The organism is Zhongshania borealis (assembly GCF_039539625.1).
In the GTDB taxonomy this organism is placed as follows: Bacteria; Pseudomonadota; Gammaproteobacteria; order Pseudomonadales; family Spongiibacteraceae; genus Spongiibacter; species Spongiibacter borealis.
The window spans coordinates 131,888-156,786 of record NZ_BAABDM010000005.1 but is presented as its reverse complement, the minus strand read 5'-3'; the positions used below and the strand labels follow the sequence as shown (position 1 = coordinate 156,786).

19 protein-coding genes are annotated in these 24,899 nt (G+C 50.7%); 9 read left to right on the top strand and 10 right to left on the bottom strand.

Annotated features, from left to right (window positions below; translation table 11 throughout):
* Nucleotides 1–2 precede the first annotated feature (2 nt).
* Nucleotides 3–266 carry a hypothetical protein gene (locus ABD836_RS13770; protein ID WP_344936936.1) on the bottom strand — a complete coding sequence of 88 codons (264 nt, stop codon included), beginning with the start codon at nucleotides 264–266 and terminating at the stop codon, nucleotides 3–5.
* On the bottom strand, nucleotides 263–2,539 hold the full coding sequence (locus ABD836_RS13765) for a molybdopterin-containing oxidoreductase family protein (protein ID WP_344936934.1): 2,277 nt from the start codon (nucleotides 2,537–2,539) through the stop codon (nucleotides 263–265). The genes ABD836_RS13770 and ABD836_RS13765 overlap by 4 nt, the downstream gene beginning before the upstream one ends.
* A 148-nt stretch (nucleotides 2,540–2,687) precedes the next feature.
* Here ABD836_RS13765 and ABD836_RS13760 point away from each other — a divergent pair, with 148 nt between their 5' ends.
* From ABD836_RS13760 to ABD836_RS13745, 4 genes are all read left to right on the top strand, one after another.
* Nucleotides 2,688–3,173, top strand: coding sequence for a winged helix-turn-helix transcriptional regulator (locus ABD836_RS13760; RefSeq protein ID WP_344936932.1), 486 nt, complete (start codon nucleotides 2,688–2,690; stop codon nucleotides 3,171–3,173).
* 245 nt (nucleotides 3,174–3,418) lie between these two features.
* Entirely contained in the window at nucleotides 3,419–4,561 is a 1,143-nt protein-coding gene (locus ABD836_RS13755; protein ID WP_344936930.1) for a zinc-binding dehydrogenase, read from the top strand.
* A 291-nt stretch (nucleotides 4,562–4,852) separates the two neighbouring features.
* A complete protein-coding gene (locus tag ABD836_RS13750) occupies nucleotides 4,853–6,160 on the top strand; it encodes a spinster family MFS transporter (RefSeq protein WP_344936928.1) in 1,308 nt (435 codons plus the stop codon).
* A 196-nt stretch (nucleotides 6,161–6,356) separates the two neighbouring features.
* Entirely contained in the window at nucleotides 6,357–6,578 is a 222-nt protein-coding gene (locus ABD836_RS13745) for a hypothetical protein (RefSeq protein ID WP_344936926.1), read from the top strand.
* A gap of 91 nt (nucleotides 6,579–6,669) precedes the next feature.
* Here ABD836_RS13745 and ABD836_RS13740 read toward each other — a convergent pair whose 3' ends face one another.
* The 3 genes from ABD836_RS13740 to ABD836_RS13730 form a co-directional block, all read right to left on the bottom strand.
* Complete coding sequence (locus ABD836_RS13740) at nucleotides 6,670–7,047, bottom strand: carboxymuconolactone decarboxylase family protein (RefSeq protein ID WP_344936924.1); 378 nt, start codon at nucleotides 7,045–7,047, stop codon at nucleotides 6,670–6,672.
* A 215-nt stretch (nucleotides 7,048–7,262) separates the two neighbouring features.
* Nucleotides 7,263–8,495 (bottom strand): NADH:flavin oxidoreductase/NADH oxidase family protein, encoded by a 1,233-nt coding sequence (locus ABD836_RS13735; protein WP_344936922.1) that lies wholly within the window; start codon nucleotides 8,493–8,495, stop codon nucleotides 7,263–7,265.
* A gap of 98 nt (nucleotides 8,496–8,593) precedes the next feature.
* Nucleotides 8,594–9,478, bottom strand: coding sequence for a fatty acid desaturase family protein (locus tag ABD836_RS13730; protein WP_344936919.1), 885 nt, complete (start codon nucleotides 9,476–9,478; stop codon nucleotides 8,594–8,596).
* Between the two features lie 145 nt (nucleotides 9,479–9,623).
* Here ABD836_RS13730 and ABD836_RS13725 point away from each other — a divergent pair, with 145 nt between their 5' ends.
* Nucleotides 9,624–10,643 carry an AraC family transcriptional regulator gene (locus ABD836_RS13725; protein WP_344936918.1) on the top strand — a complete coding sequence of 340 codons (1,020 nt, stop codon included), beginning with the start codon at nucleotides 9,624–9,626 and terminating at the stop codon, nucleotides 10,641–10,643.
* Between the two features lie 24 nt (nucleotides 10,644–10,667).
* On the opposite strand, the gene ABD836_RS13720 is transcribed toward ABD836_RS13725, so the two are convergent.
* Both ABD836_RS13720 and ABD836_RS13715 read right to left on the bottom strand, forming a co-directional pair.
* Entirely contained in the window at nucleotides 10,668–11,093 is a 426-nt protein-coding gene (locus ABD836_RS13720; protein ID WP_344936916.1) for a hypothetical protein, read from the bottom strand.
* 170 nt (nucleotides 11,094–11,263) lie between these two features.
* Nucleotides 11,264–13,768: a TonB-dependent receptor gene (locus tag ABD836_RS13715; protein WP_344936914.1), complete on the bottom strand. Its 2,505-nt coding sequence runs from the start codon at nucleotides 13,766–13,768 to the stop codon at nucleotides 11,264–11,266.
* Between the two features lie 458 nt (nucleotides 13,769–14,226).
* On the opposite strand from ABD836_RS13715, the gene ABD836_RS13710 reads away from it, so the two are divergent.
* On the top strand, nucleotides 14,227–15,264 hold the full coding sequence (locus ABD836_RS13710) for a helix-turn-helix domain-containing protein (RefSeq protein ID WP_344936912.1): 1,038 nt from the start codon (nucleotides 14,227–14,229) through the stop codon (nucleotides 15,262–15,264).
* Between the two features lie 153 nt (nucleotides 15,265–15,417).
* Here the strand turns inward: ABD836_RS13710 and ABD836_RS13705 are convergent, their stop codons facing one another.
* The 3 genes from ABD836_RS13705 to ABD836_RS13695 all read right to left on the bottom strand — a co-directional run bounded on the left by ABD836_RS13705 (nucleotide 15,418) and on the right by ABD836_RS13695 (nucleotide 20,070).
* Nucleotides 15,418–16,695: a cytochrome P450 gene (locus ABD836_RS13705; protein WP_344936911.1), complete on the bottom strand. Its 1,278-nt coding sequence runs from the start codon at nucleotides 16,693–16,695 to the stop codon at nucleotides 15,418–15,420.
* A gap of 27 nt (nucleotides 16,696–16,722) precedes the next feature.
* Entirely contained in the window at nucleotides 16,723–17,043 is a 321-nt protein-coding gene (locus ABD836_RS13700) for a 2Fe-2S iron-sulfur cluster-binding protein (RefSeq protein WP_344936909.1), read from the bottom strand.
* A gap of 300 nt (nucleotides 17,044–17,343) precedes the next feature.
* Entirely contained in the window at nucleotides 17,344–20,070 is a 2,727-nt protein-coding gene (locus tag ABD836_RS13695; RefSeq protein ID WP_344936908.1) for a winged helix-turn-helix domain-containing protein, read from the bottom strand.
* Between the two features lie 226 nt (nucleotides 20,071–20,296).
* Here ABD836_RS13695 and ABD836_RS13690 point away from each other — a divergent pair, with 226 nt between their 5' ends.
* The 3 genes from ABD836_RS13690 to ABD836_RS13680 all read left to right on the top strand — a co-directional run bounded on the left by ABD836_RS13690 (nucleotide 20,297) and on the right by ABD836_RS13680 (nucleotide 24,864).
* Nucleotides 20,297–20,785 carry a styrene oxide isomerase gene (locus tag ABD836_RS13690; protein WP_344936906.1) on the top strand — a complete coding sequence of 163 codons (489 nt, stop codon included), beginning with the start codon at nucleotides 20,297–20,299 and terminating at the stop codon, nucleotides 20,783–20,785.
* 39 nt (nucleotides 20,786–20,824) lie between these two features.
* On the top strand, nucleotides 20,825–22,270 hold the full coding sequence (locus tag ABD836_RS13685) for a coniferyl aldehyde dehydrogenase (RefSeq protein WP_344936904.1): 1,446 nt from the start codon (nucleotides 20,825–20,827) through the stop codon (nucleotides 22,268–22,270).
* 83 nt (nucleotides 22,271–22,353) lie between these two features.
* Nucleotides 22,354–24,864 carry a TonB-dependent receptor gene (locus ABD836_RS13680; RefSeq protein ID WP_344936902.1) on the top strand — a complete coding sequence of 837 codons (2,511 nt, stop codon included), beginning with the start codon at nucleotides 22,354–22,356 and terminating at the stop codon, nucleotides 24,862–24,864.
* The last annotated feature ends 35 nt before the right edge of the window (nucleotides 24,865–24,899 follow it).

Sequence of the window (24,899 nt, the reverse complement as noted above, 5' to 3'; positions counted from 1 at the left end):
CGCTATTTTTCCGCCGCGCTCCATACCTGATGACCACCCTCACCCCGCTGGTAGCGATCAAGCTCGTCTGGATCAAAGCCCTCATTGCCGTCGACAATCGGGTCACGCATAAAGTCTTCGTGGGGCGCACGCCGAGACACGCGGTCTACGATCAAACGGCAGAGACGATCTAATAATGATCGATTGCGCGAGGCGCGGTCTGCCAGCCAGATAAGGAGCTTAGCTGCACGCTCCCGCTTTCTCTCAGCTCTACTGAGTTTGCTCATAATGTGGCCTCTGTAGGAGCTGGGTTGGCGGCGCCCCCAGTAGGGTCTTTTACAATACGGCAGGGCACGCCTTTTAGGTGGGGTATGCCCTGCTCGCGGTCTAGATAATCTTCGTCGTCGCGACACAGTTGCGCGTCGCTGTATTGCAGCGCTCCCGATAGATGACCGGCGCCCTTCTGCATTTCTGGCTTCCACCAGCCGTGAGGTACGCGCACTAAGCCGTTGGGCATGGCTTCTTTAATGGCGACTTGCGCTGAAATTTTTCCTGTTTGGTTTTCAATAATGACCCACTCGTTTTCTTGAAGCTGATAGTCCTTTGCGGTATCTGGGCTCACAAAGATCATGGGCTCTGGAGCGCGCTGGCGCATTTCTGGCACCTGCCGTTGGGCAGTTTGAAAATAGCCGTCTTCACGTACGCCGGTAAACATTTGTAGCGGGTAATTGGGGTCGACTGGCGGATCTTCACGAAAGTAAGGCAGCGGATCAAAGCCAAGGTCTTCGAGAATAGAGGACTTTAATTCCACCTTGCCGCTCGGCGTGGCAAAGCCGGTTTTTAAGTACTTGCGAAACTCCGGCATATCGAAATAAATCTCCGTGGTTTCCGACAATTCTTTAAAGCTCATGCCAGTTGCTTTCAAACGGTCGTCATAGAAATCGGTTAGCGACGCCCACGGCACCAACTCCGGTCTACCCAAGGCATTGGCGATGCGTTTCCAGAACTCCCAGGTACTCAGCGCCTCGCCGGGGGGCTCCATCGACTGTTCTGAAGGACGGTAAGCCGACATCCAGCCAAAGGCATCGGTTAACCAAGGTCGTTCCAGCCAACTGTCGCCAGGCAATACATAATCGGCTAGCTGAGCGGTTGGGGTCATATGGTGCTCGTGGGCAACAATGAGATCCTGATTCATCATGGCTTTGATAATGAGCGGCATATTGGCGTAGCTCATTACGGTGTTATTGCCCATGGTAAAAAAGGCCTTTACTGGATAACTGCCCTCACCCGCCATGGCCCGGAAGGTGGCCGACGGATTGGCCATGTAACAGCCGGTAATTTGATTGGGGTATTCATGCCCCCACACGCGCTTAAGCGGTTCGCGCAGCGCCTCTTGCCCACGGTAGGTAAATGCGGGGTGGGTATCAGCGCCGAGCTGTTTGGCCTTTTGTGCCTCAGACAAAACTTCGTGCATTTCAATGGTCGATTCCGGTACCACGTCGGGATGAAAACCCTGCAGGGTTTCACCACCGGCAACATCAATGTAGCCGCACACGGCGCGCAAAATACCTTGCAGACGAATCGCCGAGGTACTATTGCGCTGCATGTCGGTGATTGGCGTCCAGGGAATAATCGACGGGCCGGAGTTCGCATACATGCGCGCCGCCTTAGCGATCATCTCTGGCTCACAACCCGTAAGCTTGGCGACGCGATCTAAGGGAAACTCATCTACGCGCTTACGCAATTCTTCAAAGCCCACCGTCCAGTTGGCCACAAAATCTTTGTCGTACAGACCTTCATCAAAAATGACTTTTAACCAGCCAAACATCATGGCGGCGTCGCTGCCCGCTTTTAAGGGCAACCAAATATCCGCGCGCTCTGCGCTCGAACTCTTGCGTGGATCACACACAATTAGCTTGGCGCCGCGCTGCTGTGCCGAGCGAATATAGTTATACAGCGGTGTCCAGCTGTGGCGCCGAGGATTGTGGCCCATAAGCACGATGCAATTGGTGTTATTAAAGTCCCCCATCGGGAACCAGCCATAGGTAAGCCGGTTAATGGCTGCAGTATTACCTGCACACAGGGCAACCCCACTGATCCAGTTTGGCGAGCCAACATGGTTCATGATCCGACGACCAAGACCGTGGTCTGTGGCGGTATTCCACTGACTGGTGGATACCGCCCACGCCTCGGGGCCGTGCTCATCAATCACTTTTTTCAGTCGCTGGCCAATATCGCTCATGGCCTCGTCCCAGCTAACCCGCTCCCACTTGCCAGAACCGCGTTCACCGACGCGCTTCATTGGGTGCAAAATGCGGTCTGGGTGGGCAAAAGCTTTGGGCGCAATAATGCCTTTCATGCAAATATTGTCGCGAAAGATAGGGTTATCTGAAGAGCGAACTTTAACAACGCGACCCTGCTTGCTTTCTGTTACCACGCTACAGGCGATATCGCAGGTCGCGCAGATAGTGCGCTTAACGGTGACACCGTCCTTAGCGGGACGCAGCTTATGCTTGGCATTGGCTATCGCACTTGGGTCAAAGGGGACGGGGGCAGGCATGGCACTCTCCAAAAGCAAATATTCTTGTGACTTTATTAGTTAGTCCAAAAACTGGACTTATTGATTAAAGTTAGTACAAAAAATGGACTTTGTATATACTTTGTGGCGAACTACCCAGAAATAAGCGGGATTATTAGAGGCAAATTAAATGCAATGGGAAGAGCTCGGCGCACAGCAATGTTCAGTTGCACGCAGCTCGGTCGTTCTAGGCGATCGCTGGACGCTTGTGATTCTTAGTGACTGCTTTCTGGGGGTACGGCGCTTTGAGGATCTGCAGACACGTCTACAGGTGTCACGCACAACATTGACCCAGCGCTTAAAAAAACTGGAGGCGCACAATGTATTGGAGCGCCGCGCTTACCAAAGCAATCCAGCGCGTTATGAATACCGTCTAACTGAAAAGGGTCGCGACCTGTATCCGGTAATTTCGACCCTGCTTAACTGGGGCGACAAATACTATTCCGATGCCGCTGGGCCACCGATTCTGCGCCAACATCAATCTTGTGGTCACGACATTCAGCCGATTCTTTGCTGCCCGGACTGCGGCGAGCCAATTGATCCCCGCCAAGTAAGTGCTCGCAAACGTCCAGACGCACCCGGTTTTGCCGAGGTCACCCGCGGCCCCGCCCGCTAATCTTAGCCCCACCCCCGCAGTAACGACTTAGACTATTTTACGGGGGTAGCGGCATGGCGCGGGCATCTAGCGCTATTCCCTGCGTTTACCCCCAAATCAGCTATTCTTCTTAGCAGCCACCGCGCCGAGCAAAAATTAGGCGGCGCCTTCGTGAGCCAATTCAATAGCATTTGTTATTTCTGTAACGCTAGAGTTACACTGACAGATACGATTACAAAAATCCAAATTTCGGGGAGAAACAAGGGATGAACAACGAAACACCTAGCACAGGTCTGCAATTACGATCACTGGTCACAGAAGACGGTCAGCTGAAGCTACTTCTAAAATCTGCACCTGTACCCGAGCCCGGCGAAAATGAAGTAGTCGTGCGCATTGAGGCCACGCCAATCAACCCCTCTGACCAAGCCATCTTGATTATGCCGGCAGATGTCTCTACAGGTGAAACCAGTGGCAGCGGCGCCGATACAACGTACACCGCTAAATTACGCAGCGGCATGGAAAGCCGTGTTAAACCCCGTATCGGCAAACCATTGGCGATGGGCAACGAAGGCGCAGGCACAGTCGTTAAAGCCGGCAGTAGCGCAGCGGCACAGGCACTGCTCGGTAAAACCGTTGCGGTAATGGACGGCGCGCTTTACTGCCAGTATCGCAAGGTCAATGTAATGCAGTGCATGCCACAGAACGAAGGCACCACAGCCAGAGAAGCCGCGTCGTGCTTTGTAAATCCGCTCACCGCCTTGGGCTTTGTTGAAACCATGCGCGCGGAAGGCTTTAAAGCGATTATTCATACCGCCGCCGCGTCGAACTTGGGTCAGATGCTCAACCGAATTTGCCAAAGCGATGGCATCGACTTAATCAATATTGTGCGCAAACAAGAGCAGGTCGACATTCTCAAAGCCATGGGCGCGAAATACATCTGCAATTCCAGCGATGCGAGCTTCATGGATGATCTGACCGCGGCCATTGAAGAAACCGGTGCCTACGTTGCCTTTGATGCGACTGGTGGCGGCGACCTCGGTAGCCGTATTCTCAGTTGCATGGAACGCGCCGCGCTAAAAGGCACCGAAGAACTGCCCGGCCCCTATGGCTCCACGACCTTTAAGCAGCTGTATATCTACGGCGGCCTCGATTTATCGCCAACCATTATTAATCGTAACTTTGGTTTTAGCTGGGGTATTAACGCCTGGCTCCTTACCCCCTTCACTCAGAAGGCCGGTATGGAAAAAATGATGGAGTTGCGCCAGCGCGTTGCCAATGAACTGCGCACTACTTTTGCCAGCCATTACAGCGACGAGATTTCACTGACCGAAGCCCTAGACAAAGATATTGTTGCGGCCTATAGCCAGCAGGCCACGGGCAGAAAATTCCTCATCAACCCTTCAAAGTAAAATAGACCACGGGTAAGAGACTACCCGCGCAGCCAAGATGAACACCTTGGCTGCGCGGGTCGCTAGCGTGGTTTAAATAAGCAGCTTAGCGATCGCTATCTACAGCAATAAATTCAGGAGCGTGGCGTCAATACTATTATTGCCGCCACGTCTCACCACTAAAACTAATGGCTAACACGCCAGCCAATAAGGATATTCTAGGTCAGTATAAACAGCGCTCGATTTAAGGCAGCCCCCTAGCCTTCAGCGCAATAAAACGCAGATAACAATAAATAGCGAGAACCGACTGATATGAGTGCTGAACACAACGCCAGTAACAATGCCAAGTCGCCAGAATCTACGCCGACCGGCGCCGCCTATTACGCATTAGGTGTATTGACCATTGTTTATAGTTTTAACTTTATCGACCGGCAATTACTCGCCATTTTACAAGAATCCATAAAAGCCGATTTAGGCTTAAAAGACTCTCACTTGGGATTGCTAACAGGCTTCGCCTTTGCCGCCTTTTATGTCACTGCGGGCATTCCCATTGCACGCTGGGCCGATCGCGCCAACCGCCGCAATATCGTCGCCTTGGCGGTATTCATCTGGAGCTTTATGACCAGTATCAGCGGCTTAGCCCAAAATTTTGTTCAGCTCCTGCTTGCCCGTATTGGCGTAGGCGTTGGCGAAGCCGGCGGCAGCCCCCCTTCGCACTCCATGATTTCCGATATTTTTCCGCCACAGAAACGCGCAACCGCAATGGGGCTTTACTCCTCGGGCGTGAATATCGGCATTCTCTTTGGCTTTTTACTCGGCGGCTGGCTCAACGAGTTTTTTGGCTGGCGAGTGGCGTTTGTGGTTGTGGGGATGCCCGGCATATTGCTGGCTATTGTCGTCAGGTTTACGCTATCTGAGCCAAAGCGTGGCCAGTCTGAAGCGCGGGTCGCCAGCACCACCCAACCGTCGCTTACCGAGGTGCTGTCCGTGCTCTGGACCCGGCCCTCATTTCGCTTTTTATCCATGGGCGCCGCGCTCAACGCCTTTGCAGGCTACGCAACCGCCAACTGGACCGCCTCCTTCATGATCCGCAGCCATGGCATGACCACCGGTGAACTCGGCACGTGGCTAGCCGTAATACTGGGCTTAGGCGGCGCAGTAGGGGTAATTGCTGGTGGGTACATCTCAGACAAGCTCGGCCGAAGCGATAAGCGCTGGTATATGTGGATGCCCACACTCGCGCTGATTGTAGGCCTGCCATTTACCGTAGCGGCCTTTACGGTTGATGAAAAATATACCGCCTTAATGTGTTTAATCATCCCCGGAATAGTGATGAACAGCTATCTCGGCAATGTTATCGCCATGACCCACGGCCTAGTTGGTTTGAGCATGCGCGCTACGGCTTCTGCAGTGCTTTTCTTTATCATCAATATTATTGGCTTGGGCTTGGGACCTTGGAGTGTTGGTATTCTCAGCGACGTGCTGACGCCGACCTTAGGAGCATCGGCACTCGGCATGGCGCTGTTTTATATTGTGCCGCCAATCATGGTGCTATCAGCACTGTGTTTTTACTGTGCTTCGCGCAAGCTACAGAAGGACTTATCTTTGGTACCCGATTGATTGCCGCTGCCCCACAGGCCTTGCAAGAGTGTTACAATGCGTTTGCAAGGCTAGGGTGCCGCTATGACACAAATAGCGCTTTAGCCGTGTTTTAGCATTGACAAAATCCGCCACTGTTTTCCAGCCCAAAATAGACTACAGTTGGCCTCCGGCTCCAGCAGCAAAGGAATAATTGACGATCATGGAACACAAAGACATGAACACAGTCACTGAACAAAAGCCCCTCAGCGTCTTCGAAACGTTTAAGCAGGGTATTTCTTTGTTATTTGCGCTACAAAATCAGTCTGGCCGCAAAAGACTCATGGACCTAGCCGAATCAAACCCGATGCCAATCATTTTTGCTGGCGTTTCGGCCATGGGGATCTTTTTCATGGTTTGCTTTCTGACATCGCAGCTAGCGCTCAAACTCCTAGGCTAATACTGAAAACTCTTCACCAATTGCGTAAGCCGCAACGATAAAAAGCGCCCGACCTAGCAATACTAGTGGGCGCCCCAGCGTAATAAAGTAATCAATCCCCGTAGCTATCGACAACTTCTCGCGCAACCCGCATGGCCGACAAGGCCGCTGGGTAGCCGCAGTACGCCGCCGCATGCATAATGATTTCGCGAATTTCTTCAGGACTAACGCCATTATTGAGTGCGCCCCGCACATGTCCTTTAAGCTCACCGTGGGCCTGCAAGGCAATAAGCATAGAGACGGTAACAATGCTGCGGGTTTTACGATCTAGGCCGTCCCGCGTCCACACACCGCCCCAAGCGTGTTCCATGGCAGCCTCTTGCAGCGGCATATCAAAGGCGTTGGCATTACCCAGTGAAGTATCAACATGGGCGCTACCCATGACTTCGCGGCGAATAGTCTCGCCGACTTTTTGATCATCAATACTCATAAAAGCCCACTATTAATAATTGTGTCTGTATACGAATGAACAGCCGATGGCAAAGCCATGACATTAGAGGGGAGTCTTGCTCGTTAGCAGAATCGACGGCTGGGTTTGAGCGCCTATTTTACGTCAATGCCTGCCAGTTAACTATTCCAAGAAGAAAATTGTACGCTCACGAGCCAATCGCATCTGCGCGATTAACTCGTGAAGACACCCGCGGGCTACACGCGCCGTTTTTGAAAAGCCAGCGCACCTAAAGAGGCGAAGGTTTTTAAAACAGATACCCACTCCGACAGATTCGGCTTTGGCGATTTACCTTTACCAATACGCTCAAGTTGGTGCTCATACCAGGTAATATCCAGCATGGTCATTGCGTCTAAGGCTTTGATGCCAGTGCTAAGCACCGGTAGCTGAATTGAATGTTTGTCGCTCGCGATCAGTTTATTGGCAAGGGCCGGATCTAAGGCCAGTGGCCTTGCGATACCGATCATATCTGCCGCGCCAGAAGCAATTGCGCTATTCATTGCGCTGGCGGAGCGGAAGCCGCCGGTAACAACCAGTGGCACATTCATTATTTTTTGCGCTTTCTCAGCGTAATCTAAGAAGTAGGCTTCGCGCTTAAGCGTGCTTTCACTCGCGCCACTGCCAACCATACTGGGGTTTTCGTAGTTGCCGCCAGAGATCTCGATTAAATCAATGCCCTCGTTCTGCAAGGCCTGAATAACCTCGATCGAGTCAGACTCATCAAAACCACCTTTTTGGAAATCAGCCGAGTTCAACTTTACGCCAACAGGAAAACTATCTCCTACCGCGGCGCGTATCGCGCGATAAATCTCCATTAAAAAGCGCATGCGGTTTTCAAGACTACCGCCCCACTGATCGTCGCGGCGATTATGATGCGGCGATAAAAACTGATTGACCAAGTAACCGTGCGCGCTGTGAATTTGCACGCCATTAAAGCCACATTCCTTCGCTTTGGCGCTTACCCAAGCGAAACGTTCAATGATGGCCAGAATCTCAGCCTCGGTTAAGGCCCGCGGGCATTTAAAGCCACTTTCCAGGCCATTGCCAAGTGGTACTGCCGACGGTGCGAGCGGCTCTTTACTCAAAAAACTCGGTATTTGCTTACCGGGGTGATTCAGCTGCATCCAGACTTGCGCGCCATTTTCTGTACTGGCATCAGCCCAGGCCTTAAATTTAGCGATATCTGATTTTTCGTCCAGCACCACATTACGCGGCTCACCCAGGGCATTGCGGTCTACCATTACATTGCCGGTAACCAGCAAGCCCGTGCCGCCTTTTGCCCACGCCCGATAAAGATGTATTAACTCATTAGTGGGCGCGTTATCGCGATCTGCTAACTGCTCGCTCATTGCAGATTTAAAAAGACGATTTTTTATATTCGCTTTGTTATTTACATCGAGTTGACTGGCTATCGTTGTTATTGAAGTCAAAATGAATTCCCTTGTATTTAGATCCAAAAATACTGATGTGTAATCAATGAGGGTATTGACTCAAAATACAAGCCAGCCCCTCAAAAAAATAGCGCCACTCACACCTTCACCGGCGCCCTACTCCAAATACCAAGAATAGGCGTCCCGTGCGCGCGCAGTATTGGCTCAATTTGCCGATGCAGCGCGTGGTAGCGATAAAACGGTACGCGAGGAAAGAGGTGATGAATAGAGTGCAAATTCTGCCCTAGCCAAAACCACTCCAGGGGCCGCATCCAGATCGGCATAATAAGACTGCTGGTGTTTTGGTAACGCTGGGTATTGTCGTAGGGAAAGTGGGGGCGATAGGCAAACCAATACGCAGTAAAGAAACCACCAAAGAAATAGCCCACTAACACCACGGTCGCAATGCCTGGCTGGTCTATTAGCGCAATGGTTAACACCCGCCAGCCCAGCGACACACAAAGTTCAGCACAGTAAATAATGCGTTCTTTGAGCTGCGCTGAGTGCCAGTTATTTTTCGCGAAGAAGCCGTTTTGAGTGTAGAAGAATCTCAGCGTTGTTAGGAATACGCTGGGCAGCCCATGGCGCATACCACTAATGAGAAAGTCAGGGTCCTTACCTTCGATATTTGTAAAGCGATGGTGCGTAAAGTGCTCATGCTTATGCGATGCAAACGGCACCCCTATAATCGGCGCGACAAGGTAGCCGCACCAATCATTTACCCAGCGCAAATTTGCTTTATTACCGTGGATATTGCCATGTACTGCCTCATGCAGCGGCGTATACGACATATAGGTCAATACACTCACCAGTGGTGTGGCCAGCCATACCGAAATCAAGCCATTGGCAAAGGCCGCTATGCACAACACAAAAAGGCTGCAGACTAGCAGCGTTAGTATAATGGTAGGCCATGCGACCTTGCCCATATGGTTTATTGCAGCACCTAGCGCCTGCTTGTTTAAATCTTTTAGTTCTTCCTGCATAGTCGTTACCGTGCCACAATTGACATATTGAATTATTTAACCGTACATTACTTTAGCGCTGACGCGCTGCAAATAACACGACACTTATGTCCTTTCGTGCCGCACTTATGGCCATATCCGCAAACAATCAAATCAGGCTCTAGAAATGGGGGAAATTAGTAATACACTTCGACCCGTCGCCATTAGTAAAGTCATGATAAATTTTGCGGCCAATCACGGTGTAGACCTAGAAACCTGTTTATTTGGTACTGATATCTCTGAGCACAGTCTGAATGACGGTGGCGCGCTCATTGAACGCGAACAAGAAATGCAGCTCATTGAAAACCTAATGCTCGCGCTGCCCAATATCCCCGCGCTCGGTTTTAAAATCGGTCTCTGCTACAACATAGCAACCTTTGGTATTTGGGGTTTTTCACTACGAACTTGCCGAACCCTGCGCGAGGCGCTGAACACCGCCTTGCGCTTTTTGCCGCTGAGTACTGCGTATTGCGAGATTAACTCCTTTGAGCAGGACGGCTATTTTGGTTTACGCATGAATCCGCAATTTATTCCCGCCCACCTGCGCCAATTTTTATTAGAGCGGGATATGGCAGCGAGCATTGCCCTAGCCAAAGAATTGAGCCTAAACGAAATCCAGACGGTGGAAACAGAATTCACCGGCCCCGCATTAGAGGATGCGAGCTATATCGAATCAGTGTGCGGTACCCCGCCACGCTACCACAGCACCTACAATGCCATTCGCATCCCCCTAAAATTCGTCGACAAGCCTCAGCCAACCTACGACGCCAATCTCGCCCGTCTTTTAACCGACCAATGTGCACGACAGCTACGCCAGCGCCAATCTGGCGGGATAACGGATCGTGTTAGGCAGCAAATTCTGGGGGACCTCGGGCTAATGGCATCCTTAGACGATGTCGCCGCCGCAATGGCCATTTCTAGCCGTACGCTGCGCCGCAAACTCGATACTGAAAACACCAGCTTTCGCGCGGTGGTTGAGGAAGAACGAAAGCAAATGGCGTTTCAGCTACTCACTGACAGCGATATGAAAATTGACGAACTGGCGGCGCATTTAGGCTATACCGATACCAGCAGCTTTACCCGCGCGTTTAGACGCTGGAGCGACTGCTCGCCTAGAGACTACCGCCAATCTGCAAATTCAAGCTAAACGCCAAACTGAGAAACCTTAGCGCTAAAACGGCAAAACTGCACCCAAGCCCAAGAAGTTCAACGTTGGGCCACCATTTAATAGCATGTCTACAACGCCTAGATCGCCACTACCAATCAACGGCAAACCACCGTGAAGATTATTATTCGCGACGACCACCGTCAGCACACCAGAAGCCAACATAAGGGCACCGTCAATATCACGTATTACAGGAATACCGCGGCCATCAATAAGGGGCAAGCCACCAATTATTGGCAGATCACTTAGGATCGGCACACCGGAGTTAACCAATAGGCCATCGCCCAAGCCACTGCCCAGCAACGGCAAATCATTCAGCGCACCTAGGCCCCCAGCACTACCAATAAGCGGCAGTTCCAATGCCTGTGCAGTGCCAGCAAATCCCAATACAACACCGGCTACGAGTGAGCTTATTTTAAATTTACTTTTCATATTATTCTCCGCGCTATGGTTTATTAACATTATTTTAAAGCTGTAAATTTAGACTCAGCTGCATCAGCGGCTAAGTCTAAATTAAGAGTAAAAAAGTCGGAATGGGTATGCATACCCATCCCGACAAGCGATGCCCTGGGCTGTGGGCAGATGCACATTAATCGCAAAAATCAGAAACGATAGGTCACTTCGATACCATAGGTTCTTGGCGAGCCCTGCTGGAAGTAATCAAAGCCAAAGCCTGCCTGCAGATTAATCGCATAGCCGTCATATTTAGTTTCGGTTAGATTCTTACCCCAGATGGCCACACTGTAGTTCTCGTCACTGCCAAACCAAGTGAATCGGGCGTTATACAATCCATAAGCATCTTGGCGTATATGGTCATAGCCGATCTTATCGTTATAGGCGCTATACCACTGATCGTCTTGATAGTTGCCATTCAGATTCATACTCAGATTTCCGTAGTTGTTGGCAAGAATTTCGTAATCTATTGAGATATTCGCGCTAATCTTAGGCGCAGAAATTAACTCGTTACCCGCGAGATCAACAACGTCGTCGTCGTTATTTACCGTCTGCACATTAGAAAGCTCAAGTTCTGTGTATTCGCTTTTCAAAATACCGAGGCCAAGCTGCACGGTCAGTTTTTCGGTAAGTGCAAAATACATTTCAGATTCAAACCCGAATATTTTTGAGCCACCGGCATTCTCTAAAAAGTTAGAAACACCAACAACATTAATAAACTGCTGATTGGTATAGTCGTAATAGAAAAACGCACTGTTTATACGAGCGCGGCGATCCCATAGGTCTGCCTTAAAGCCAAGCTCATAGGCATCAAGAAACTCTGGCGCAGCATAAGCATCTTCAAACTCGCGCTCTTCGTAATAGACACCCGCATTAAAGTTACCCGCTCTAAAGCCGCGGCTATAGCTGGTATACACCATCAGCTCGTCATTGAAGCGATAGTCGAGGCCAATTTTCCCAGTCCATTCCTGCTCGTGAGCACTTAGCGGCGTGGCGGAATCAGTGGTATAGGGGCCGTGGGTATAGCCGGTCTGCGCGGTTAGCAGCAGCTCATCGAGACCAATATTACCACTGAGTAATTCAGCCAATAGCAGGCCCGGCTCAATTGGGCTTTGACCGCCAACATTGGCAGGGATAAAGATATTATCGACGCCGGTGGTATTGCCCGGCACATAGGTACCGCGCGGCGTGCCGTCGTAACCTAATCTCGAAATATTTAAATAACTAAGATCGATTTGGTCATCGGTGTAGCGAATACCAAAGTCCATACCGAGGTTCGCGGTAATATTCCAGCGCAGCTGAGAATAGAGTGCGTAGCTGGTTTTTTCGGTATCCATTTTTTGGTCGAGCACACCAAAATCGAGCAAGTATGGGTAATATCCGGTTACGCCCGGAAACGTAGCGGCTGCTCGGGTGTCTGGTGGCGTCTCATAGAGCCGATACATATTGTGCAACTGCATATCTTCGGTGGCGTAATAGGCGCCGGCGATCAAATCAAAATCGTCCTTGAAGGTCGTTGAAAACCGTAAGTCCTGGCTAAATGCCTGGGTTTCCACTGCCCAATTGATTTCGAGTAGCTCGTCGGGGCTACCGTCAACATTCTGGGCTTGTTCGTAATCTGACTGTGCAAGTGAGGTTATGGCAGTCAGCGTATAACTGTCGCCAATGTATTCAATCTTATTCACCAGTAGGTCAGAATTAACGACAAGTGCACCGGTAAAGTTATCTTCAACCTCGTAGTAATCTAGGTTTTTTGCCGGACGGGAATACCCCGTGTTGTCGATATAGCCGTTATTTGGCTTGTCGTTATAGGTTCCCACACCGGAGGTTTCTAAGGCGGTCACCAGTTCAGGATTTTTGGAGAGGTCGCCGCGTGGTTCATTGCGGCTCGGGCTACCTAAAGCGTCATTTCGCGCCTTAGAGTACTTTAATACCATACTGGTCGAATCGGACAACGCCCAGTTCACAACCAGTCGCGCGGCCTGAAAGTCTTGCTGGGATAAATCGGGCCCGCCCAAGGCATTTTCAAAATAGCCATCGCGCCGCAAATAGGAATAGGCCAAGCGCGCCGCTAAGGTATCTTCCAGTAACGTGCCTTCAACCCCATAGTCACCAGAGTGGCCGCCGTAATTACGTATACCCTGTTTGGCGTTATAGGCGGTGGTTTCACCAATTTGCGGGGTCTTGGTAACAATATTGATGGCGCCACCCGTGGTGTTCTTACCGTATAAAGTGCCCTGCGGGCCACGCAAAACTTCAAGACGCTCTACGTCAAAAAAGCTCATGCCGTGGGTGTATACCGCGCCTAGATAGGCTTCATCGTTATACACCCCAATCGGGCTCGCCTGGTTAGAACTGTAGTCAGACATGCTAACGCCACGAATAGAGAATATGGGCTGCACATCGCCGTAGGGGCCACTGACCTGCATATTGGGTACTTGTGCTGAAATATCATTGGCACTGGAGAAACCAAATTTTTCCAGCTGGTTTTCCGACATACCGGTGATTGCAATTGGGGTATCTTGGGTGCTCGCCGATACTTTCTGGGCGGTAACCATTACTTCTTCTAATTGAGGAGCCGCGACCGCAGCACTAGAGACAACAAAAAGACCTGCATAAATCGCCGAACCGGCCTTACTCCGTTTCATTAACATTATTAATTGTCCTCGCTAAAGCATATTGGAATTGTTATATGCGTGCAGCGTAGCCGAATGTTCTTATTATTTGCGGTCAGAAACATTCAAAAAAGGACAGCGATGCGCTTCTTAGCGGCGTTATGTGACCGAGTTCCGCTGTCACCTCAAAATCGGGGACCTCGCGCAGACTAGGTTTCCGATCTCAGCCGAACGTGCTTCTCGGATATTTGCTGACGCAGCATATTTTGAAGCGAAGATCACCCAGCACCCCATGTTAGTGAACACTTGCACTCACACAAACCACCTAGTTACCCTCCACTAGCACCATATCAGCTGCTAATCACGATGATTTCGGGAAGCCTGTAGACTGAATTCAGTACCCACGGTATATTCACCAGGGCGGCGTAGGCTTATATGAGAGAGAATAATAAGCGCCAGCGCGACCCAGCTCATTCATTTCATATAGATAGACAGCGATGACAAGTGAATCGGAAGCGACACCGTCCTTTCAAACACCGATTTTTCCGATTGCCTTACTGGATTTGGCAGAGAACTTTTACACCTGCCGAAAGCTAAACAAATCGGCCTTGTATCAACGCTGCAAGATATCACCCGAGCAGGTTTCCCGCAGCGAACTTCATATTAGTGGATGGCAGTTACGCGAAACGCTGCGCTGCTGTAAAGATATTGCCCGCCCCGGTTCACCGCTGTCAGTTCAGCTCGCCGACTATATACCGATCACCGTGCCAGGAGGAATGTTTGGGCTGGCGTCGTTTACAGCAAAAGATATTCATCAAGCATTGGAAGTGATGATCGAGTTTGCTCACACCGTGATGCCAGCTTATCGTTTCGAGCGCCTAGATGTAGGTGGACGATGCCATATCATTATAAAACCGGCTATGGACTTTGGGGATGTTCAGTTTTTATTGGATGAGGCGGTTTGCGGCTATTTTTTGAATCTACGGCACTTCGCGCAATTCAGTGATCCACCAATTCAAGTGCATCACAGCCATGAACCGCTGGGCGAAATAGCCGATTATGAGAGCTACTTTAAAGCGAAGTTTCTGTTCTCCAAAAAAACAATGGAAGTTATTTTCGAAAAACACCATCTTGGCCAACCACTTTACACCCACAATCTGTCGACCTTTAACGAGGTGTACTGCAATTTAAAAAGCACCTCACACTCTGTGTCCAACGTATCGACAAGCAGCAAAGTAAAGAAATACCTTCAGCTGCGTTTGGCAAATAGCCAATCGACCAGCATTTGCCAAATCGCCGAGCAAATGAACATCTCTGAGCGCACACTGGCTCGGCGCCTACACAATGAAGAAAGTTCGTTTGCGGAAATAAAACAGCAGGTGTCGGTAGATTACGCCAAGCTCCTACTGGAAAGCACCGAATACCCTATATGCAAGATTGCCCATATTTGCGGCTACAATAGCGACTCTAATTTTTCCCGCGCCTTCAAAGGCTCGACTGGGCAAACGCCAAAGCAATTCCGCAGCGCGCAGTAGCGCTATACACCTCGCTGCCGCCAATCACTATCGTTATCGACACGCGTTTTGCCCACAAAAAAGCCCACCAAAATCACCGTGCGTTTCTTCCAAATGAAGATATGCGCACAATGAATCAGCAGGCCTATTCAGCGAAGCAATGTTGAGTAAAGCTTATTTCGCCTTAGGAGTAAGTTTCACCTGCATTGAGCTATAACCAAACACAAAGTTTGAGTGCACCCGCTCTGGCTCCTCCATTACTTTAATATCATCGAAGCGCTTAAGAATTTCTTCCCAAGTGATTCGCAACTGCATCTCACCCAGGCGATTGCCCATGCAACGATGAATACCAAAACCAAAGGACAAGTGGTGCCGTGCTTTTGCGCGATCAATAATGACCTGATCTGGATTTTCAATCACGCGTTCATCGCGATTGCCTGAGATATACCACATCACGACTTTGTCGCCTTTCTTAATCAGCTTGCCACCCAACTCGGTATCGCACGTAGCGACCCGACGCATATGCGCCAAAGGGGTTTGCCAACGGATAATTTCCGACACCATGTTGGGGATAAGTTTTGGATTGGCGCGCAACTTATCAAATTCTTTGGGAAACTGATTCATAGCAAGCACACTGCCGCTAATCGAGTTTCGCGTAGTGTCATTACCGCCCACAATAAGCAAAGCCAAATTACCCATGAATTCAGCCGGACGCGTCATCATGTCACGGGTGTCTTCATTGGATTCCATTAAGCTGATCAAATCGAAACCAATCGGATTACCTGCCAAGCGCGACGCGGATTTTTGCTCCCACAGCGCCCCAAATGAGTTAACCATGTCATGTAAGGCGGCGAAACGTTCTTCCTGCGAGGCATTACCACCAGACAGCTCCGGCGCCCCGGTAGCCATATCTGACCAATACACCAGTTTATGGCGTTCCTCATAGGGAAAGTCGAAAATGGTCGCCAGCATTTGTGAGGTCAGCTCCATAGACACACTGGAAACCCAGTCAAAACTTCTGTCTACGGGCAGATTATCGAGAATTGCGCCAATGCGTTCGCGGATTAAGTCTTCCATCGCCGCTAAATTTCGCGGCGCCACCACCGACTGAACCGCTGCGCGCTGTTCATCGTGCTTAGGCGGGTCCATGGAAATGAAATTAGAGACCGGAATGCTATCATCTGGGTCGCCGATCATAATGAAGGGCTCAGACGAGAACACTTCATGATTGGTATCAACTGCGACAATATCTTCAAACCGGGTTATTGACCAAAAAGGACCGAACGGGCTTTCTTTCTGATAGTGGACCGGATCTTCATCACGGACTCGGCGAAAATAATCGCCCCAACGGTTCTGAGAATACAAATAGGGGTCGCTAAGATTGATGCTCTCTAGCGGCAAACTATAGGGATCGGGTAGTGGCGCATTTTCCTGCAAGGCTGCATTTGTCATAGCAATTACTCCAATTTTTATTTGGTCTTACATTTGGAATTCGGGGATTTCCACAATCATGCCGCTCATTTCCGGCTCAATTGTAATTTGGCAGGCCAGCCGCGAACTCTCGTCGTTTTCAGGCGTCATTTCCAACATAAGGGCTTCGCTCTCACCGGGGCTACCCACTTTGCTCAACCACTCTTGAGCAACGCGCACGTGACAGGTGCCACAAGCACAAGAACCACCACAGTCGGCATCGATGCCCGGTATAGCGTTGTCGATAGCCACCTGCATAAGATTGGTGCCCTGCTGAGCACTAACAGAATGGCGTTCACCGTTATGCTCAACAAACGTTAGATCAATCACAGCGTTACTCCTTATTGTATTTTCTTGTCGCGGTTTGCATTTTTATTAGATTAGCGGTGATGGGCCTATCATTTATGGACGAATGCTATTCATTACAAGACAAGTTCCTCCCCGTTTTGAGCCCCAGGCACCGCTACAAAGTCATTCAACAACAGCAGATGTAGTTATAGCCCAGAATGGCACCTAGCGCGCTTATACGTGCCAACACGGAGAAAACAACAGAGACAAGGTGCAACAGAAATACCGAACAACCTAGACATACCGCGGTATTGCACTGTAATCAAATCGGTAGGAATCAGGCTAAATAAGATTATTATTCCGCGCATAAGCAACCGCGGCAGTTCTATTTTTAACACCCAATTTGTCAAAGATATTGTGCACATGCCATTTAGCGGTCGACAGGCTGATATGTAATTCTTCTGCGAGTGCCTTATTACCTAGCCCGGTTCCAATCAGACGCAGAATTTCTAGCTGACGATCAGTTAACGGCTCAACAAGCTCCGGCGACGGCGACGAATCGACGCCACACTGAGCAGTGCCACCGAGCATGCTCGTTAATTGCGAAACAAACTGAGCTTTAGTATTCAGCTCACCATCGCGGGTACTGCCAAGTCGCCCGAGAATGGGCAAAAGCCTAGCGCCAACTCGATACAATGGGTATATATGCATTTCAGCCATGGCAGCACTGACCGCGTGATCAAGCTCACGGATGGCCTCTGCCTCTTTCGCCAATTGCCAGAGCGCCAGTGATTTCATTGCGCGCAACTGCTGCGCTAACGTTAAGCGCCCCTCACGCTGCGCCCTGCGCAAAAGGACATTGATTAGTTTAAGCGCCTCCTCGCTACGCTGCTCAGCGAGACTAAGACGCACTGCCGTCAAATCTATGCATTCCACAATGGCGGACTCATGCCGACGATCAATGAGTGCATTATCACGGTTTAATATATCGGTCCGTCGCGCAGTATCTCGCGCTGCGGAAACATCGCCGCAATGTAGCTGCAGCTCAATCTCCTCGGCGATAAAGGCAAAATACAATCGGGGTATATCGAGGGTTAGCGCAAGATCCTGCCCCTGCTGCAAGACATGCCACGCCGCGGCGTACTCGCCAATCCACAGCCGGTAGCGCGCTTCGCTACGCCGCGCGATGAGCAGGGGTTCTGGCGAATTCGAAATAGTCGTAATAACACGACTATCAATCAGCTCCCGCTCTAAGTGATCAAAATCACAGCGCTGGCAGTCAACTTCAGCCCGGGCAAGCGCGGCTAGCGCGGCTACCTGACCGCCGCCCAGCACCTCGCCCACGGTCTGCTCGGCGCGGTGTGCACTCGCTTGCGCCAACTGAATCCGGCCAAGCTCAATATTGCTCATGCACGCCACAAAATCACCCCAAACAGCGGCATAAGCGCTCTCACCTTTACGGCCATACACATAAGCATCGCCAGCTGCACTTAGCGCAAGACTTAAGTTCTGCTGTAGGTAATGGCAAAACGCAGTCGCCACTGACGCCGAGGCCACTAACATATGCTCATCGCGAGGAAGTGCTTTTAGCAAAGCTATAGACGCCGCATTACAAGCCTCAAAATCTTCTAAACATGCCAAGCTTATGCAGCGGATAACATTAGAAAGATGTACAAGAGACAGCACCTCCTCAGCGCTTAACGCCCATGAGCTTGCGGCAGAATCTGCCAATAGCGCTTCAAATTCCGCGCATATCGCCACCGCAATACCAACACCGTCACGGGTAAAGGCCCGGGACCAAGCGTGATGCAATAATATTTCCGGGCGACGATATTGATATTCCTTTGGCAGTTTCTGCATCCATTCAAAAATAATTGAATGGTTACCCTCACCAATAGCAATACGCTTGGCATGTTCGGCAATCAAGTCGGTCGCTTTTTCAAAATACGCCGCATCCAAACAATACTGTATGGCCTCAAGCACCAAGCCTTCGCTAATACACCAGTCTGCCGCGTACTCGCAGATTTCTTGCTTTTGCGCGGGATCTATTTTTATTAATTGGCTAAGCAAATATTCAGAAAAAAGGTGGTGATAACGATACCAACGGCCCTCGCGGTCCAGCGGAATAATAAACAAATTGTCGGCTTCTAATTGTGCCAAGCGGCCGTGGCCGTCATGCCCGCCGGTGACCACATTGCACAATTCTGCAGAAAAACGGTTAAGTGGCGCAGTGCGCAATAAAAAATGCTGCGTCGCCGCGTCTTGTAAACCGTATACCGCCTCGAACAAATATTCTTGTAAGTTTCGGTCCCGCGCAGAGAAGCCGCGAATAATCTCCTCCTTGTTACGGTCAGACCGACTAATCGTCATTCCTGCTAACTGCAGGCCCACCATCCAACCTTCAGTTCGTTCGTGCAGGAGTTGCACCGCATGCATAGAGAGCTCAACGTTATGCTGCTCCTTCATGAATTGCATGGTTTCTTGTACGCTGAGATTAAGATCACTCTGCGCGACTTCGAAAATACCGCCGGCAATTCTGAGGCGACTTAAATCTAACGGTAACTTAGCCCGCGAGGCGATAACCGTGCGCAAACTCGCCGGTGCATAGGCGATAAATTGCGCCCAGAAATGCAATATATCGGGGTGTTTCAACACGTGAAAGTCGTCAACAAACAAGGCGAAACGCAGTTCAGTGGCGGCGATATACTGAATAATAGAATCGAAAAAAGGCTTTAAATCTGCCGAGGCATTTGACTTCACGAACGCCAGACTTCGCTCAGCAAAGGGCTTGTCTATCGTGCGCAGTACCGAGGCGATATACAGGGCAAAGCGCGCGGGATCATCATCACTGCTTTCAAGATTCAACCAACTGCAGGCGAAGCCCTCCAAACGGTAGCGCTCATGAAGCTCCACCAGCAATGTCGATTTACCGGAACCCGCTGGCGCCACCACACTCACAATGTGCATGGAGTCAGCCTCGTGGGCCACCCGCTTAGTAATCCCCCCTCTATTCATCCGTTTTTGACGAATATACGGCGGATTTAGTTTTGTCTCGATAATATCCGTCAATTCAATCCCAGCTTGCTATATTTTTTTAGGGCCTATTTCACGGCAATCCAAGCCTGCTTATTCTCCTCGCCAGCCCAATACGTCAAACCGTACTAAAGATTGGTTCGCATGCACCAGCACTCTACTACGCTTATGCTCTAACTGATCATATTCGGCGAATACACCGTACCGCCTATATTTAGGCTACGTTTAGCTAACGCCAGTAATAATAACAGAGGAAAACATAATGCGAGCTTTCTACTCCAATCGATTAATCAAACACGGCCTCACAGCAATGCTGGTCGGACTTTTAGGCGGCTTTTTACTGGCCTTCTCCATGGTCGGCGGCGCGTCCATAAGCCCCATTCCGGTGTTCTTTCAATTCGAACTGCCAGGGCCTAGCTCGGGCTGGCGAATACTCCACGTTGGCACCCTAATGAATGGGATTATGGCACTGGCCATTGGCCTTGTTATGCGCACTGTCTACATATCCGACGTTCGTGCGCGCCGTATATTCCTCAGCTTCGCCATCGCCATTTGGGGTAATTTCAGCTTTTACTTATTTGGCATGTTCGCGCCGAATCACGGTTTAAGCATCGAAGCAAACCGCCTCGGCGAGGCAAGTCTCGCTGGCGCCATGGCGTATATTCCAGCCATTCTTGCTGCCGTCACCTCGATCTGGGCAACTGCGGTTTTACTGCTATCTGAGCCAGAGTATGAGTCATCTGGTAAATAGCGGGAAAAGCTAAATTACGCCGATCTGAGCGAGGATATTATGAGCAACACCATAGAAGATACAGATAAGACCGTGACCACCAGTGACTTCGAGGCCATCTTCCAGTCGCAAAAAACTGCCTATGCAAATAGCCGCTACCCTGAATATCAGGATCGGCAGTACAAATTGAAGACCCTTGAAGATCTGCTATTAAGTCACCGCGATGCAATTATCGCGGCCTTAAACGCCGATTTTGGGCATCGCAGCCCGGACGAAACACGCCTGGCCGAAATCAGCGGCAGTGTCATCCATATTCGCTATGCCCGTAAACACCTAGCCAAATGGATGCTCCCCCAGCGCCGCGGCACATCGATTTGGTTTTTACCGGGCAGTAATCGAATTCAAGCCCAACCTGTTGGTGTGGTGGGCATTATGGCGCCCTGGAACTACCCAATTAATCTTGCCGTTGCGCCACTTGCATCTGCGCTAGCCGCGGGCAACCGCGTGATGATCAAGATGTCGGAATACACTCCCGAATCCACCAAGCTTCTCAAGACCATTCTTGCCAAGGCATTTGACGAGTCCGAAGTTGCCGTCGTCGGCGGCGCTGCCGAAGCGGCTTCGCAATTTGCTGAGTTGCCCTTTGACCACCTGCTGTTCACCGGTTCAAGCAACGTTGGACGTAAGGTCATGGCCGCCGCAGCGCCGAACCTAACCCCCTTAACCCTAGAATTAGGTGGCAAAAGCCCGGTAATTATCGCCAAAGACTACCCAATGGAGGTCGCCGCCAGCCGGATCAGCTTCGGTAAATTATTTAATGCCGGCCAAACCTGCGTGGCGCCCGATTACATATTACTGCCCAGAGGCAAGATCGACGACTTCGTCACCTGGATGGGCCGAAAATACGTAGACCTGCTGCCGACGGGGGCCAGCTCAGAAGATTACACCGCGATCATTGACCAGCGTAATGCCAATCGCCTGACCGCCATACTCGACGACGCTGCCGCCAAAGGCGCAACCATCATTCCGCTAGAGCAAGCCAGCGATACCAATAAGGCACGGCGTAAATTTCCGCTAACACTGGTACTCAATCCTCCCAGCGACAGCCGAATTATGCAGGAAGAAATTTTCGGCCCCTTGCTACCGGTTATTGAAACCGACGGGCTCGACGACTGCATCAGCCGTATCAATGCGGGCGACCGACCACTGGCGCTTTACTACTTTAGCAACTCACAATCAGAGCAAGACCGCCTATTGCGGCAAACCCACTCTGGCGGCGTTACGGTGAACGATGTATTGCTGCAATACCTGCAGGTCGCGCAACCCTTCGGTGGCACTGGCAATAGTGGCTTTGGAAGCTATCATGGTTGGGAGGGCTTCCGCACGTTCTCCCACATGAAACCCGTATTTACACAGCGAGGATTTGGCGATTTTACCGGCCTGAAATTACTCAACCCACCGTATGGGCCGATTGCTCGCCGGTTAATTACAATGATGGGGGGCTAAGCACCGCAAAAACGACCTACAGTAAAAAATGCGCTAATCGTAATAATTAAAATAACATTCTAATTAGGGTGAAAATAAAAATTATGACTGTATCTCAACGTCCCAAACTATCCTTATCCGTATTGGCCATCGCCGTATTGGCGGCGGCTAATGCGGCGCAATCCAAACAGCTAGAAGAAGTCATTGTGACGGCCCAGAAAACCTCGGCGAGTACCCAAGATACGCCAATCGCGATAACCGGTATGACCGCCGATTCTCTGGAAAAATTTGGTTTCCAAAATGCCAATGACATCTCGGCGCAAGTGCCTAATATGCAAGTAAGCGGTCCCTACGGAGATGTTCAGCCGATTTTCTCTATACGCGGTGTAAGCATGTCGGACTACAGTTCAAACCAAGCCAGCCCTATTGGCGTATACACCGACGAAATGTATATGGGCGCAACTTACACCCATGGCATGAACTTCTTTGATGTCGAGCGACTGGAAGTGCTGCGTGGACCGCAGGGCACCCTCTACGGCAAAAATACCACCGGCGGTGCGGTCAACATCATTACCAATACGGCCAATGTCGGCGATGACTTTGGCTTTAATATGAAAGCGGGGCTCGGCAATTATGGCGCGACGACGGGCGAATTCGGTGTTGAAGACACGCTTATCGACGATGTCTTAGCGGTTCGCCTCGGCTACTCCTCGTCGCGCAATGACGGCTACGTTAAAAACGCCCTTGGTGGCCCCAATCTATCTCAGCTGGATTTTCAGGGTGCCCGCCTCTCTCTTGAGTGGGTTCCTGCGGCATCCACTATCGTCACATTTAAATACACCAACAGCGGCAACGACTCCCGTGCGAATGCCTCACGCAATGAACCACGCGGGAACCTCGAAAATGACCCGGTCGCGGTCACCGCGCTTGAAACCGGCGGCGTGGGCGTGTCTAGCCACCCTGATAATGGCTATATCGATAACACCGGCTATTCACGGCCTGCACAGAACCTAGACCGGCACGAGGTACAAGACGACTATACCGGCGCGCTTATTGTTGACAATGAGCAGGGAATTTTGCGCGTTGACCATGTCACCGACAACTACACATTCACCAGCACCACCAGTTATAGCGAAGCTGATTACAGTCAAAAGCAAAATACAGACGGTGGCCCCGACGGCTTGCTACATATTCGCTGGGCTGTAGAAACCGACGCATTCAGTCAAGACCTCCGAGTGGCCGGTGACTTCGGCGGCCCCGTTAGTTTTATTACCGGTCTCTATTTCGCCACTGAATTTCAGGACATGCACAATATTTATGAAATTTACGAAACGCCACCGGACCTTCGCGTTGCGGTAACCTTCCCTGGCGCCGCTGCGTTCTACCCATTCTTGCTTGATTTTGGTGGCGTCGACCAAAAAATGATTACCGACAAAACCAGCTATGCGGCGTACACGCAGTTTCGCTTCGATGCCAGCGATAAACTGGGCTTCGACGTCGGCCTGCGTTATACCGTTGACGAAGTCGATCTTGAATACCTAAACGTGTCGCGCTTCAACTATGACGGCGAACCGATCGGCACATGGGTGCCCGGCAATACCACCGGTGCCGACGAACCCTTTATCGCACCGAGCGTTGGCGGCCGCGGCCCACTGGAAGTTGTGCAACTCATCGGCGATATATTAAATGGCAGTGTCGACGCCAATGACCTTGCTCCCTCAGGGCAGCCCGCCGGTTATACCCACGGCCCCTATACCACTGACTCAGCGCCACAACAGTCCGCTAAAGAGCAAGAGGTCACCGGCAAGCTTGGCGTCGACTACACCGTCAATGACGACCTCATGCTCTATGCGAGCTATAGCAAAGGCTATCGCGCCGGCAACTTCAATGGCGGCGTGTATTATGAAGTCCGGGATTTCGAAAACTCCTATGCCGAACCGGAGTTTATCGACTCCTATGAATTGGGGTTTAAATCTGACTTGCTCGATGGCTCCGCGCGCCTCAATGCCGCCTTATTTTTCTACGATTACAGCAACCAGCAATTTATCAATGTGGTTGGCGTGTCCAACTTTCTTGAAAATGCCGGTGGCTCCACAATATTAGGCGCCGAGGCGGAATTCACCATGGCACTCTCTGAGCGACTTATGGTGAATATTGGCTTAGGTCTATTAAAAACCGAATACACAGAACTCGAACTCTCGGATACGCGCACGCTGAACAATCCAGACGACACGGTTGACTTGTCCGGCAACGAGCTAATTTCAGCGCCGCAAGTTAGCGGTAATATCTCAGTAGACTACGCTGTTTTACGACTTAATAGTGGCGACCTCTCGTTAAACATCAACGCCAACTATCAGAGCCGACAGTGGTACAGCGCCTACAACGACGACGCGAGCTACGAGCATATCAAGCAAGACGCCTACGCACTGGTCAACACGCGACTTAGCTGGCGCTCTGCCGACGACACCTACTCAATATCGCTTTGGGCCAAAAACCTAGCTGACCAAGAATACGACGGCTACGCCATCAATTTACAAGCAGGCTTTGGCTTCGACTATTTTCAACAGGGGCCGCCAAGAAGTTACGGCCTAGAACTTACTTATCGCTATAACTAAGCGGCAAAATAGTGGCGAGCCTTCCAGCTCGCCAT